Genomic DNA, 13,996 nt, shown 5'->3' with positions numbered 1-13,996 from the left:
GGGAAACTATCTCTATGTTCTTTTAACGCACGAATAAATCCGTGCTAAAGAACCAAACACTAAAGTCCCCATAAATGGGGTACCCCGCTTGCGGGGACTTTAGGGGTTTTGAAAGGGCGTAGCCCTTCATCGCAAAGGTCGGCTTTGCTGACCTGCGAAGTTAAAAATAGTTTCCCTTGTCCCTTAAAGTAAAGAAAAGAAAACTTTGGTCGCAAAGCTGGGTTTAGCTCTAGCGAAGTAGAAACAAATTTAAATAAATATTACTTGAGTTTTTACAAAATCTTAATAATAAATAGCTCTTATTTTGGCGGTAAATTCATCTATATCTTGTCAAATGTGATGATAAATTCGCTACCAATATCTTTTTGGCTATTTAGCTTTAATTTAGCGTGATGAATGGCTAGAATGGATTTGACTATAGATAGCCCAAGTCCAGTGCCACCAACTTTTTTACTATAGCTTTTATCAGCACAATAAAATCTCTCAAATATATGGTCTTGATCAGCTTTATCAATTCCTATGCCACTATCTTTAATGCTAAGCTCTACGCAATCTTGCAAATTTCTTATCTTGATTTTGACATAGCCGCCTGGATTGTTGTATTTAATAGCATTATCACAAAGGTTATAAATAGCGTATTCTAAAAGCTCTTTTGAGCCGTGGATATAGGCCTCTTCAAGCTCAAATTTAAACTCAATATCATATTTTTTAGCTACGCTTTTTAAGTTAGAATAGACTTTTAAGAGTAGATTTTTGAGCTCTACTTTGGAAAATGGGATATTTTTGGTATGGGATTCATCTAAAAATGATAATTTCAAAATATCTTCTATTAAGTGTAATAATCTTTTAGATTCATTATAAATTGTATCTATAAAATGCGGGATATCATCACTTTTTACAAGATTATTTCTAATCATCTCGGCATTTCCCATTATAGAAGTTAGCGGAGTTTTAAGCTCGTGAGTTACATTAGCGCTAAATTCTTTGCTTAAATTTTGGTTTCGCTTAAACTCTGTAATATCGCAAATAACAATAATTAGCCCTTTAAATTTGCCTTTTTGCGAAAAAATCGGCGAAAAGACAATCTCACACTCCACCAAAGTCTCTTGCATAAATACTATCTGCTCTCTTATCTCACAAGATATCTTGCCATCTTTGAAATCTCTTAAATTTTGTAATAAAAGCTTTAAAAATAGATCATTTTGAATTTGAGATATATTTGTATTTTTAGCCAAATTTGAAAAATATCGCTGAGCACTTGGGTTTATGCTTAGTATCTCGCCGGAGCGATTGATGATGATAAGGCCATCTTTCATACCTTTGGTTAGGGATTGTAGCTCTTGTCTTTTTTGTTTTAGATGCTTAAATTGGCTTTTGATAATTTTGTTTTGTTTTTTGAGAGTTTCAATTAAAATTTTAAGCTCTGGATATGGTAAATTCTCATCTAAATTCTTTAAATCTATATTGTAAATTGGGCGTAAAATTATATGCGTAAGATATTTAGCTAGTAAAAATGAAAATATCAGCACCGCTATAATCTCAGCAACGATATAAGGGATAAAGCTCATAAATATCGCATATAGATAATCTTGTTCTTTTGAAATTCTTAAAACAAATTCCCCTTTTTCATTAGAGATTTTAAGCCCATAATATAAATTTCGCTTTAAAATTGTATTAGAATAGCGTATATTTGTAGATTCTCCATCTTCTATCGCATCTTTAAACTCGGCTCTATTGCTGTGATTATCCAAATTTAGATTATTGGCAAAATTATCATATATCACAACTCCGTTTTGGTCAATTATGCTAATTCTATAAGTCTCATCTAGGTCTTTTAAGCTTTGTATAGAGCCATTTTGGATAGATGACAAAACCTCACTTTTAATGCTATAAGCATAATTTTTCAATCTATCAAAAAGCTCATTTTTAAGCACAGATTCTATAGAAAATATCAAAAATATATTGATAAATAAAGCTAGTGCTAATGTAGAAAAAATAATGAAATAAAATACCCTTTTTTGCATCCTACTCTCTTACTAACTTATAGCCAACTCCGTGAATTGTCCTAATCATATCTGACATATTGCCAAGCTTTTTTCTTAGTGTTTTAATATGCATATCTATCGTTCTACTCTCTTTATCATAGCTATAGCCCCATATCATCTCCAAAAGCATATCACGGCTAAAAACTTGATTTGGATTTTGTAATAAAAATCCAAGTAATTCAAATTCTTTTAAGGTTAATTCCAAAGGCTTGCCATTAACTTTAACAATATGATTTTTATATGAAAACTCCAATCCATTAAAGCTTATATCGCTATTTGGCTCTTCTTTGGCTTTGCGTCTAGAGATCACCCTAATACGAGCCAAAAGCTCCATCACTCCAAAAGGTTTTGCGATATAGTCATCAGCACCTAGATCAAGGCCTTTGACCTTATTTATCTCACTATCAAGAGCTGTAAGCATCAAAACACAAATATCTTTATATTTAGCACTATTTTTAAGATCTTTTAAAATCTCAAATCCATCGCCATCTGGAAGCATAACATCAAGCACTAGAATTTGAGGGATTTCATCTTTTAAGGCTTTATAAAAATCCTTAGCTAGACTAAAGCCTTTTACTGGGATATTTTGGGATTTTAAAGCATAGCAAATAAGATCTAAAATCGCCCCTTCATCTTCTAAGACATAGATCACTTAAATTCCTTTAAATTTACCAAATTATAGCAAACTTACCCAAATTTCCCCATAACATAATCTTGAGTTTTTTTGTTTTTTGGTTTGTTAAATATCTTTTTTGTATCATCATATTCGATCACTTCGCCCATCAAGAAAAACGCCGTTTTATCCGAAATTCTGTGAGCTTGTTGCATATTATGAGTTACTATTATGATTGTATAATCTTTTTTGAGCTTTAAGACTAACTCCTCTATTTTGGCCGTGGATATAGGATCAAGTGCGCTAGTTGGCTCATCCATCAAGATAACTTCTGGATCTACAGCTAAGGTTCTAGCGATACATAATCTTTGTTGCTGGCCGCCACTAAGCCCAAGGGCTAAGCTGTGTAATCGATCTTTTAAATCATCCCATAAAGCAGCATCTTTTAAGCTCTTTTCTACTATGCTATCTAAAGTATCTTTATCTTTTATCCCGTGAGTTTTAGGGCCAAAAGTGATATTATCATATATACTCATAGCAAATGGATTTGGCTTTTGAAATACCATACCTACTCGCTTTCTAAGCAAATTTATATCATAATCCTTGCTATAAATATCCCTATCGTGAAACAATATTTCCCCATCAATCTTACATCCATCTACTAAATCATTCATACGATTTAGAGTTTTGATAAATGTGGATTTACCGCACCCACTTGGCCCTATAAATGCCGTAACTTCGCCTTTGGTAATCTCCATATTTATATTTTTTAATGCGTGAAATGTCCCATAGTGTAAATTTAATTTTTTTATATCAAAGCACCTCTTCATCATCTATCCTTTAAAATCTTTTTGGCTATGAAATTTGAGATAAAATTCATAAAAAATACAATAACAATAAGCACCATCGCCGTGCTATAAGCTTCATTTATATGTAGTCCCTCGCTAGAGATCGCATACATATGCACACTTAAAGTTCTCCCTGAGTCCATCGCTCCAGCGATTTGAGCTACACTTCCAGAGGTATAAAGCAAGGCCGCACTCTCTCCAACTATCCTACCAATGCTTAAGATAACTCCAGCCAAAATCCCAGCTGCACCACTAGGTAAAATGATGGCAAATATAGTGCGAAGTTTGCTTGCTCCAAGAGCTAAAGAGGCCTTTTTATACCCTATTGGGACAGATTTTAAGGCTTCTTCACTACTTCTTAAAATAAGCGGTAAAATCATAATACTAAGCGTTAAAACCCCAGCTATAAAGCTAGTCTTAAATCCAAAATATATAACAAAAGCAAGATAACCAAATAGCCCATATACAATGCTTGGAATTCCAACTAAAGTATCAGAAGTTACCCTTATGAGATTTAAAATTTTGCTATCTTTTTTGCTATATTCATTTAGATAAATTGCCCCAAATATCCCAAGTGGCATAGCAATAGCCAAAGAGAAAATAACCATATTTATGGTATTTATAAGGGCTGGCATCAATGATACATTAGTGCTATTATACTCCCATTCAAATAGGCTTGGGCTAATATAGATAATTCCTTTAATAAATATAAAAAGAGTAATCCCAAAAAATACAAATAATACGCTAAAAATAGAAAATTTCAGCAAAAATGACAAGAATATTGATAGATAGTCCCTACTCACTTTTTATCCCCTTTTAATGCACTAAAGCTAATATTTATAATCAAAATAAATACAAAAAGCACAACCGCATTGGCTATTAGCACATCTTTATGTAAATTTGCCGCATAGCCCATCTCAAGCACGATATTTGTAGTTAGAGTTCTTACTCCATCGCTTAAAGAGTGTGGGATTTGGACTTGATTACCCGCTACCATAATGACCGCCATAGCCTCCCCAATAGCCCTACCAACGCCTAAGATCACAGAGGCTAAAATCCCGCTTGTAGCCGCAGGGACTATAGCGAAAAATACAGCTCTCTCAGGAGTTGCTCCAAGGGCTAAAGCACCCTCATAATAGCTCTTAGGCAAGGCCTCAATAGCTGCTTTTGATACTAAGATGATTGTTGGTAAGACCATAATTGCTAAGATTAAAGAAGCTGCTAAAATACTCTTTCCAGATACACCGCCAAAGATATTAGCCACTAAAGGCACGACTATTACTAACCCAAAAAATCCATAAACAACAGATGGAATCGCCCCTAAAAGCTCAATAGCTGGCATAATAATCCCCTTTAATCTCTTAGGGCAAAAATATGCTAAATACACAGCACTTAAAACTCCAATTGGCACTCCTAAAGCTATGGCTAAAGCCGTTACATAGATACTTCCAATAATCATAGGAAATATACCAAAAATCTCTTCATCAGGATACCAATCCATACCAAAAATAAACTCCAAAAAGCCTATTTGTGATATAGTTGCAAAAGCGTTAAAAAACAAAAATATAGCTATCGCACCAACAGCAAAGATAGAAAATCCAGCACTAAGGGCAAAAAGCCCTTGAAAAATTCTCTCTTTTATCATACTACTTTACTCTATCCCAATCTGTAATCTCTCCTGTGAAAATCTTTTTGACACTATCTTTGCTTAAAGACTCAATTGGGTTTGATTTATTTACTATTATAGCTAATCCATCTAGTGCTAAAATTTGAGTTTTTAAGCCACTTTTTAGCTCACTATCTTTAAATTCCCTTGATACCATCGCAATATCAGCTATTTTCTCTATAGCAGAGTTAATACCTGTTGTAGAATCGCTTTGCTGAATTTCTATAGTTGCGTTTGGATTTACTAATTTATAGCTCTCTTTTAATTTTTCCATTAATGGCGTAATAGAGCTAGACCCAGCAACTACAACCTTGCCACTAGGCTTTAATGAGCTAAATTCATTATCATACAAAGCGATATAACCCGCTTTTTGGATTATACTTCTAGCTTGATTTGAGCCTATATAAGCTAAAAAGTCATTTACTAAGATATTATCGCTACTTATAGCTAGATTAAATGGGCGAAAAATCGAGTAAGATTTATTATTGATATTTTCTACACTTGGAGCAACTCCATCTATTTTTACAGCTTTTATAGAATCATTTAAAGAGCCAAGCGAGATATAGCCAATTGCGTTTTTTGAGTTTGCAACTGTGGTTATCATAACTCCAGTTGAGTTAGTTACTTCAGCTTTTTTAGAAGTAGCGTCAATTTTTTTATTGCCAACTTGCTTTTTAACATCAAATATATCTACAAATGCTCCCCTTGTCCCAGAGCCCATTTCACGAGATATTGGATAGATATTCTCAGCTAATAAAAAGCTATTAAAGCCAAATAGCACAAAGAGTGCGACAAGATATTTTTTAAACATTTTAACTCCTTTAATTTTAAGTTGCGAAATTATAAATAATAGTTGTAAAGTTAGAATGTAAAAAATGTAAATTTGGCGTAAAGTTTTAAAAAGCCAAATTTAAAAGAGTTTAATATTAATTATGATAAAATCGCTCTTTTTTAAATTTAAGGATTCTTGATGTTAAGATCGGTTTTACCGCTTGGATTTATCGCAGCTTCTAGGTTTTTTGGTCTTTTTATTATCTTGCCTGTTCTTAGCCTTTATGCCCTTGAGCTTGATGGGGCTAATGAGTTTTTAGCTGGGCTTACAATTGGGGTTTATGCTATTACACAGATGATTTTTCAAGTGCCTTTTGGCAGTTTAAGCGATAGATTTGGACGTAAATTTATGATATTTATAGGATTGATAATATTCATAATTGGCTCACTAATCTGCGCTTTGGCAACTGATATATATGTAATGCTTCTTGGTAGATTGCTACAAGGTTGTGGGGCTGTGGGTGCTGTAGCGACTGCGATGATAAGCGATCTAATAAGCGAAGATAAACGCTCTAAAGCCATGGCTATGATGGGTGGGATGATTGGCATTGCCTTTGCTATCTCTATGGTTCTTAGTCCGCTTTTAAGCCGTGAATTTGGACTTTCTAGCCTATTTTATCTATCGATTATAATAACTATTTTTTCTATATTTTTACTCTTTAGCATAGTGCCAAAAGAGCCTAAAATTCACCATCACGAGCCTAAAGCTCCACTCATAAATCTACTAAAACAAAAAGATCTAGCCATAATGAATTTAACCAATCTAATGCAAAAGATGGTTATGAGCTGTGCGTTTGTAGCTATCCCTATTGTCTTAGTAAAATCACTAGGATATGATAGTAATAATCTATGGATTGTATATTTGATCTCTATGATTTTTGGCTTTTTGGCTATGGGTATGGCTGGATTTTTAGGCGATGCAAAGGGGCATAGCAAAAAGCTTTTATTAATTGGCGTGGTGCTTTTCATCGCTTCATTTATAGGGTTTGGAGTGGCAAACTCATCGCTAATTTTTATAATATCTGTGGTTATATTTTTTATCGGATTTAATATTCATGAGCCAATTATGCAAAGTTGTGCTAGTAAATTTGCTAAATCCAACCAAAGAGGCTCAGCACTTGGAATATTTAACTCATTTGGCTATTTAGGTAGCTTTTTTGGCGGTGTAGTTGGGGGATATTTATTACATAGTTATAGCATTGCTACTTTGGCCGTGGTTTTGGGTATTTTGCTAATTATTTGGCTGATAATACTACTAAATTTAAGCGATCCAAGAGTTTTTAAAATTATCCACCTACCAAATGCAGATCTATCAAAATTAGAAAATGTAGATGGAGTAGTCGATCGCTACTATCAAAATAATCAAAATATAATCAAATTTAACTCTACAATAATTAGCCGTGATGAGATTATAGCCATTTTAGGAGTATCAGATGAAAAGCTATGATGAGAGTATCCAAATCTTAAAAAGCGTCGCTCCAAAATGGAAAGCCATAGAGCGTATAGCCCTAACTAACGCACTTGGCAAGATACTAGCTAGTGATATTATAGCCCAAACTCCATATCCAGCCTACCCCACTTCTAGTATGGATGGATATGCTATTAAATTTAGCAATCAAAATAGCAAAATCAAAGTAATAAACCTAGCTAAAGCCGGCGATAAAGATAATATAAATATAGGCGAAAATGAGTGCGTCAAAACCCTTACTGGTGCATTAGTTTGTGATGGGGCTGATACTATCGTGCCAATAGAAAATATCAAATTTGATGGGAAGTATATAGAGATTATCAAGCCAGTGCCACAAGGCTTTGCTATTAGGGCTGTTGGGGAGAGCTATCAGGCTTTGGATGTGATTTTAAGAGCTGGAGATAGGCTTGGATATTGTGAGTTAGCACTTTTAGCCGAGTTAGGTCATAGCTATGTAAATGTCTTAGTCGCTCCTAGAGTGGCTATATTAAGCACTGGTAGCGAGATATTAGATATTGGTCAAAACAAAGAGCATAAAGCTCAAATATATAGCTCAAATAGCATATCAATCTCATCTTTAGTTAGAGATATGGGCTGTGAGCCAATCATTATGCCAATTATCAAAGATGATAAAGAAGCTATCAAAAACGCACTCTTTAATGCTTTAAATTCAGCTGATTTCATCATCACAACTGGCGGAGTTAGCGTTGGGGATTTTGATTTTATGAAAGAGATAGCAAGAGAGGCTAAAATCATAATCGATGGCGTAGCTATCAAGCCTGGTAGGCATATCAAAGTGGCTAAAATCAATGATAAATTTATATTTGCTCTGCCTGGATTTGCCTATTCGGCTATAGTAACTTGCGTCTTATTTTTCAAAGAGTTTATAGAGCAAATTTTTGGGGTTAATACAACGAATAAATTCAAAGCTATCTTAAAAGATGACTATATCAAAAGATCCCCATTTGAAGAGTTTAGCGCTGCTACCATCACCAACGAAAATGGCACCTTGCTAATCTCTACAAAATCTAAAAAAATAGGAAGTTCAGCCATCATAGGCAATCTTAGCAATGGTGCGGTATTAATGCGAGTGCCAAGCCATAAAGATGAGTTAAAAGCCTCTGAAGTGGTAGAGTATATAAAAATTTAGCCATCAACGGCTAAATTTCAAAACCTCAAATCCATATTTTGCCCCTTCAAAGCCTAAAAATCCTATAGTTCCTTTGATATTTGGGTCTATTAAAAGCTTAGCTTTAAGCTCTTTTTGACTTGAGTGTATGGTAATTTCATCTCCATTTTTTAGCTTTGCTGCGATGCCAAAGTAGCTCCCAGCACGAAACTCATTACAACAAGAGTGGGTAAATATCACAGCATTATCATAGTTTGGGATCTCTTCAAGCCTTGTTAGTTTGCCGCTTAATGCGACCTCATCGCCATCTAAATTTACTATTTTAAAGCCAAATTTAGCTTGTAATAGCGACAAAATCGCCTTTATACTGCTCTCATTAACTGCGAAAATCTCATCGCTGATTATACAAGTATCACAATTTTTAATAAATTGGCAAATCTGCGGTAACTCCTCTTCTCCTATGTTCGACTCTCCGCTTAACTCACCCTCATCTAGCTCATCCCAAAACTCCCCACTAAAGCCAAACTCCAGCCCGATAAGAGCCAAAACATAGCTTATCGCACCGATTTCACACTTGATAAACTCTGCTTTTATATTATCATCAAGCGGACTAATAACCATAATCTCATCATTTTTAAACTCGCCAACAAGCTTTGGAGATTGTAAAGATAGCTTACTAACAAGACTTAATATCTTCATAAAAATCCTTTAAAATTTGATTAATTATATCAAATTTGGATTAATTCAGACTTTAAATTTCTAAGTTCTAGCCATTTTCATCAAATCAGTTTAATTATAACAAAAATTATAAATAAACAAAATATAAATACAACATTAATATAATTATATTATCAAAATATATATGATAATGATTATATAAATATAATGAATTAAAGCACGAATATATCAATTTTTATTATTTAAAATATTATAAATTTATTGATTTAATCATATGAAAATCAATATCAAAATTAATAAATTTAAGTTTGGATTTATAATCGTTAATATATAATTTCAACATTAATCAACAATGGGTAATTTATGGAACAAAATGGTCAAATTTCGCTAAGCAATTTACAAGTAAAGCCAAGTGATTTAGAGCTTTTAAGCGCTTATTTTAGCATCATTCACCACTCTAAAGGTAGGATTAGACTTCGTGCGAGTTTAAAGCTAAAAAACGCCGCCCAAGATAGCAAAATAGACGCTAAAGAGCTGATGGAAAAATTAAGCAAAATCTCATCTATAAAGGAGATTAAATTTAATAAATTAATTGGCTCACTAACTATCTCTTATGATACTAATCTCATTGAGCCAAGCCTGTGGGAAGATGCTATAAATGGGCGAAATTTAGAAAAAATAGCAAATGTAATAAATGAAAATTTAAAGGATATAAAGTGAGTGTAGATAATCTTTTAAAAGCCTTAGATGATGAATATAAGGGCTATAGCTTCTATTTTGCTTCTAGTGACTTTGGACAGCCATTTACAAATCTTTTAGAGGTTAAGGCAAATCATATAAATGCGTTAATATTTCATCTAAATTCCCTAAACGCACCAGTCCCACCTAATCCATATAGCTTTAACGCACCAGGGAATTTAGAAATTGCCATCACCACCGCATTACAAAACGAACAAGCTAGTATAGAGCTATATAATACTCTAAGCGTAAATGAGAGCGACCCACAAGTGCTAGATACATTTTACAGACTTCAAGCTGATAGTTATAATAATCACATTCCAGCACTACAAAACTCTTTAAGCTCACTCCAAAATAGTAAAATTTTAGAGCAGTTAAATCAAGGCAAAGCCTTGCTAGATGAAACCTCTGTAATGGTAAATAAATTAAAAGATGGCTCACTAAGCCAAGGTGAATTAGAAGGGTTTTTAGGTAAGTTAAATTATGGATTAATAGGAGGTGCGATAATGGGTGCCTTTGGGGTGATTATCGCAAATGAATTGCTAAATAAAGATAAGGAGTAAATAATGGCACTACCATTCATAGCTGGAATCGCACTTGGTGTGGGAATTGCATTTGCATTTACCAAAAGAGATGAGATAGCAAAATCTTTCAAAGGGTTAAATTTAGATAAAAAATTAAAACTCTTAAATAGTCCTACTTTAAAAAGCGTTAAGGAAAAAGTGGTTAAAAAGCCTAGAAAGACCAAATCAACAGCTAAGCAAACCACTCAAAACGCTGAAAATCCAAGGAGTTAAATATGATAAATACAGGCACACCCCGCTCTATTAGCGGTCACGCAGTAAGCGGTGGTATCGTGGCATTTATGGTAAGTGGAGCATATCAATACGCTAAATTCAAAGATGGCAAAACCACCAAAAGCCAAGCCATACAAACAACGCTAAAATCCACGCTAGAAGGTGCTATAATCGGTGCTTGTGCCATTGCAGCAGCAAATACCATTGGCGATCCTAATAAAAGCACCATAAACAAAATAGCACAAGCTGGTGCATATATCGCAATTGGTGGGGCATTTGCTTACGCAGCTCAAAATCTCTTAAAACCAAAAGAGTGTAAAACATTACAAAATCAACAAAAAAGGATAAATAATGATAAATAACAATCCATATATTCAAAATTTAAACACAACTCCAAATCAAAACACACAAGCCAATCAATCTAATCAAAATGGCTTTTTAGATGGAGTTTTTGGCAGTGCTAAAAGTGGAGACTTTTTAAAAGGAGCTCTAATCGGTGCAGCCGCTACATATATACTAACAAACCAAAACGCCCAAAGAGCCATTTTCAAAGGATTTGCCAAGCTCTCTACACTTTTTGAGTGTGGCTTAGAAGAGTTAAAAGAGCGTTACGAAGATGCAAAAGCAGAAGCCAGTGAGTAAAATGCCTATTAAACTCCTACACAAAACAAAAAATAGAGCTAGATTTAGCTACCATAGCAGTGCTGATCCACTGCTACTTAGAGTAGCTATAGATTCAATCCACGAAGTAAGTAGTGTGCGAATAAATAGCATTATAAAAAGCATAATCATAACCTATAGTGGCTCATTAGATGAGATTCAAAATCAAATTATAAATATATTAAATTCAAACGAAATTCAAAGCCAAAATAAAAATAAAAAAGATAGCTATATCGCCTTAAGAAGTGAAATTCCAAGCTCAGTTGAAGTTGTCCGTGCTGCTAGTGCTTTAGCCATTGCTCCATTTCTTACTACTCCTAGCTTAAGCTTGATTTTTAGCCTTTTAGCCTCTTTCCCACTACTAAAAAGTGGATTAAAAGAGACAATTAGCCAAGGGATAACCTCAAGAAGTCTTGAAGCAGCCGCGGTGGCAATCTCGCTATATCTTAAAGATTATAAAGCGGCAAATTCAACCAATTTTATGCTAACTTTAGGAGAATACATAGAAGAGCTAACTATGTATAAAAGCGATGATCTCATCAAAGAGCTATCCAAGCAAAAAGGCGGTATGGCGTGGGTAGAAACCATCATAAATGGCAAACCAGTGCTAAATCAAATCCCAAGCCAAGATATTCAAATCGGCAATATCGTAGTAGTAGGTGCTGGGGATACAATCTACATTGATGGCCATATAGTAGATGGCGAGGCTCTAATCAATCAAATTTCAATGACAGGAGAGGCCACCCCAGCTAGTAAAAGTCGTGGCGATAGGGTTTTAAGCGGTACAATAGTCCAAGAGGGCAAGATCAAGATTTGGGCTGAAGCTGTAGGCGATCAGACCGCTACAAATCGCGTAAAATCCTATATCCAATCCACCCTAAACGAACGCTCTAATCAAGAATTAACCGCTTCTAAAATGGCAGACTCTCTAGTCCCAATCACCCTTAGCCTAGCTGGGCTTAGCTATGCTATGACTGGGGAGCTTATCCGTGCTGCAAGTGTATTACAAGCTGACTACTCATGTGCTTTAAAGCTCACAACGCCAGTAGCCTTTAAATCAGCCATCTCAAGTGCTGCTAAAGAGGGAATAATAGTAAAAGGTGCTAAAAGCTTAGAGAGCCTTCAGCTTAGCGAAATTTTTGTCTTTGATAAGACTGGAACGCTCACAAATGGCGATTTAGAAGTGCTTAAAGTATATTCATTCCACAAAGAGTGGGACGCTAATCAAGTATTAAATTTAGCCGCTAGTATCGAAGAGCACTACTTTCACCCAGTAGCTCAAGCGGTGGTAAAAGCTGCTAAAGAGGATAATTTTCATCACTTTCATCACGATGAAGTAACATTCATAGTAGCCCACGGAGTTAAAAGTGAAGTAGGCAAAAAAAGTGTAATAATTGGCTCAAGACACTTCTTAGAAGATGATGAAAATATCAGCTTTAAAGATCATCAAAACAAGATAGAAGAGCTACTAATAAACGGCGATACTCCATTATACATTGGATTTGATGGTAAGCTCCTAGGCGTTATACTACTTAAAGATAGCATTAGACCAAATGCCAAAAAAGCATTAGCAAGGCTCAAAAAAAGTGGCGTAAAAGAGTTTATAATGCTTACAGGAGATAGCCAAAGCAAGGCTAGTAGCATTGCTAAAGAGCTTGGTATTGAGAGATACTACGCTCAGCTACTCCCAACAGACAAAGCTCATATTTTAGATGAAATTATGCAAAAAGCACAAAAATCAGGTCAAAGGGTCGCCTTCGTAGGCGATGGGATAAATGACGCCCCAGCATTAGTCAGAGCCGATACTGGTATTAGTATGCACAAAGGTGCTGATATAGCCAAAGCAAGTGCCGATGTGGTGCTACTTCGTGATGATATAGAGGCCGTAGCTGATGCTAGGGAACTTGCCATATCTTGCCTATCTAGGGTAAATAATAGCTTTAAGGTTACGGTGGGGGTAAATTCACTAATCCTAATCCTAGCCACACTTGGCAAGCTCTCCCCTATCCAAACAGCCATCGCACACAACGGCACCACAATAGCCTTGCTATTAAACGCCCTTAGGCGTATCAAAATAAAGGATAAATAGGTGCCAGTTTTATTAGCTATTGGGGTAGCTGGAAGCTTGATTTTGAGCTTTCAAACCTGCTTACAAACATATAAAAAGATCAAAAATAGGAAAAAAGATGAACCAAATAAACGAAACTAAAAAGCCAAAAATCACTCTTGAAACCAAAAGAGAAATAGCTAAAATCGGTATGAGTAGCACACTTCTACTCACAGCCACCACAGCTCTATTTATGAAAAACAAAACCGCCAAATCCATACATATAGTAAGCGGAGTGGCATTAGTGGGATTTTGCCTATATCACGCATCTTTATACCCTAAGGTTAAGTAGGATTTTCATATTTTATACTTCGCACGGCGAATTTTAACTTCGCAAGGTTACCCTATTTGCTTCAAATTTGTTTTATAAAATCCGTGGCGTAAGCCACCCATTGAAAGGCTTTTTCAAGGGGTTA

16 protein-coding genes are annotated in these 13,996 nt (G+C 34.9%); 9 read left to right on the top strand and 7 right to left on the bottom strand.

The window, feature by feature from the left end; translation table 11 throughout:
* Positions 1 to 320: 320 nt before the first annotated feature.
* The 6 genes from CSUIS19072_RS07895 to CSUIS19072_RS07870 are packed head-to-tail and all read right to left on the bottom strand — an operon-like array spanning position 321 to position 5,983.
* A complete protein-coding gene (locus CSUIS19072_RS07895; RefSeq protein WP_086293832.1) occupies positions 321 to 2,024 on the bottom strand; it encodes a sensor histidine kinase in 1,704 nt (567 codons plus the stop codon).
* A gap of 1 nt (position 2,025) precedes the next feature.
* Positions 2,026 to 2,697: a response regulator transcription factor gene (locus CSUIS19072_RS07890; RefSeq protein ID WP_086226859.1), complete on the bottom strand. Its 672-nt coding sequence runs from the start codon at positions 2,695 to 2,697 to the stop codon at positions 2,026 to 2,028.
* A gap of 35 nt (positions 2,698 to 2,732) precedes the next feature.
* Positions 2,733 to 3,488, bottom strand: coding sequence for a phosphate ABC transporter ATP-binding protein PstB (gene pstB, locus CSUIS19072_RS07885; RefSeq protein ID WP_086293830.1), 756 nt, complete (start codon positions 3,486 to 3,488; stop codon positions 2,733 to 2,735).
* On the bottom strand, positions 3,488 to 4,309 hold the full coding sequence (gene pstA, locus CSUIS19072_RS07880) for a phosphate ABC transporter permease PstA (RefSeq protein ID WP_086293828.1): 822 nt from the start codon (positions 4,307 to 4,309) through the stop codon (positions 3,488 to 3,490). Before pstA ends, pstB begins: the two co-directional genes overlap by 1 nt.
* The gene (gene pstC, locus CSUIS19072_RS07875; protein WP_180381035.1) at positions 4,306 to 5,151 is read right to left on the bottom strand and encodes a phosphate ABC transporter permease subunit PstC; all 846 of its coding nucleotides are present in this window, start codon (positions 5,149 to 5,151) and stop codon (positions 4,306 to 4,308) included. The genes pstA and pstC overlap by 4 nt, the downstream gene beginning before the upstream one ends.
* A gap of 1 nt (position 5,152) precedes the next feature.
* On the bottom strand, positions 5,153 to 5,983 hold the full coding sequence (locus CSUIS19072_RS07870; RefSeq protein WP_086238088.1) for a substrate-binding domain-containing protein: 831 nt from the start codon (positions 5,981 to 5,983) through the stop codon (positions 5,153 to 5,155).
* A 159-nt stretch (positions 5,984 to 6,142) separates the two neighbouring features.
* On the opposite strand from CSUIS19072_RS07870, the gene CSUIS19072_RS07865 reads away from it, so the two are divergent.
* Together CSUIS19072_RS07865 and CSUIS19072_RS07860 are read left to right on the top strand one after the other, a co-directional pair.
* The gene (locus CSUIS19072_RS07865; protein WP_086238086.1) at positions 6,143 to 7,450 is read left to right on the top strand and encodes an MFS transporter; all 1,308 of its coding nucleotides are present in this window, start codon (positions 6,143 to 6,145) and stop codon (positions 7,448 to 7,450) included.
* The gene (locus CSUIS19072_RS07860) at positions 7,437 to 8,621 is read left to right on the top strand and encodes a molybdopterin molybdotransferase MoeA (protein ID WP_086293825.1); all 1,185 of its coding nucleotides are present in this window, start codon (positions 7,437 to 7,439) and stop codon (positions 8,619 to 8,621) included. The genes CSUIS19072_RS07865 and CSUIS19072_RS07860 overlap by 14 nt, the downstream gene beginning before the upstream one ends.
* Positions 8,622 to 8,624: 3 nt before the next feature.
* On the opposite strand, the gene CSUIS19072_RS07855 is transcribed toward CSUIS19072_RS07860, so the two are convergent.
* On the bottom strand, positions 8,625 to 9,299 hold the full coding sequence (locus CSUIS19072_RS07855; RefSeq protein WP_086293823.1) for a hypothetical protein: 675 nt from the start codon (positions 9,297 to 9,299) through the stop codon (positions 8,625 to 8,627).
* Between the two features lie 342 nt (positions 9,300 to 9,641).
* Between CSUIS19072_RS07855 and CSUIS19072_RS07850 the strand changes: the two genes are divergently transcribed.
* The 7 genes from CSUIS19072_RS07850 to CSUIS19072_RS07820 all read left to right on the top strand — a co-directional run bounded on the left by CSUIS19072_RS07850 (position 9,642) and on the right by CSUIS19072_RS07820 (position 13,872).
* Entirely contained in the window at positions 9,642 to 9,998 is a 357-nt protein-coding gene (locus CSUIS19072_RS07850; protein ID WP_086293821.1) for an HMA2 domain-containing protein, read from the top strand.
* A complete protein-coding gene (locus CSUIS19072_RS07845; RefSeq protein WP_086293819.1) occupies positions 9,995 to 10,579 on the top strand; it encodes a hypothetical protein in 585 nt (194 codons plus the stop codon). Before CSUIS19072_RS07850 ends, CSUIS19072_RS07845 begins: the two co-directional genes overlap by 4 nt.
* Positions 10,580 to 10,582: 3 nt before the next feature.
* A complete protein-coding gene (locus tag CSUIS19072_RS07840; RefSeq protein ID WP_086293817.1) occupies positions 10,583 to 10,813 on the top strand; it encodes a hypothetical protein in 231 nt (76 codons plus the stop codon).
* Positions 10,814 to 10,815: 2 nt separating this feature from the next.
* On the top strand, positions 10,816 to 11,175 hold the full coding sequence (locus tag CSUIS19072_RS07835) for a hypothetical protein (protein WP_086238071.1): 360 nt from the start codon (positions 10,816 to 10,818) through the stop codon (positions 11,173 to 11,175).
* Entirely contained in the window at positions 11,165 to 11,455 is a 291-nt protein-coding gene (locus CSUIS19072_RS07830; RefSeq protein WP_086293815.1) for a hypothetical protein, read from the top strand. Before CSUIS19072_RS07835 ends, CSUIS19072_RS07830 begins: the two co-directional genes overlap by 11 nt.
* Positions 11,430 to 13,562: a heavy metal translocating P-type ATPase gene (locus CSUIS19072_RS07825; protein ID WP_236847936.1), complete on the top strand. Its 2,133-nt coding sequence runs from the start codon at positions 11,430 to 11,432 to the stop codon at positions 13,560 to 13,562. Before CSUIS19072_RS07830 ends, CSUIS19072_RS07825 begins: the two co-directional genes overlap by 26 nt.
* Positions 13,563 to 13,659: 97 nt before the next feature.
* Entirely contained in the window at positions 13,660 to 13,872 is a 213-nt protein-coding gene (locus CSUIS19072_RS07820) for a hypothetical protein (protein WP_086293813.1), read from the top strand.
* Positions 13,873 to 13,996: the final 124 nt, after the last annotated feature.

This window comes from Campylobacter sp. RM19072, from assembly GCF_024723485.1.
GTDB lineage: Bacteria > Campylobacterota > Campylobacteria > Campylobacterales > Campylobacteraceae > Campylobacter > Campylobacter porcelli.
The sequence above is the reverse complement of the archived record's forward strand: the minus strand, read 5'-3'. Positions and strand labels throughout refer to the sequence as shown.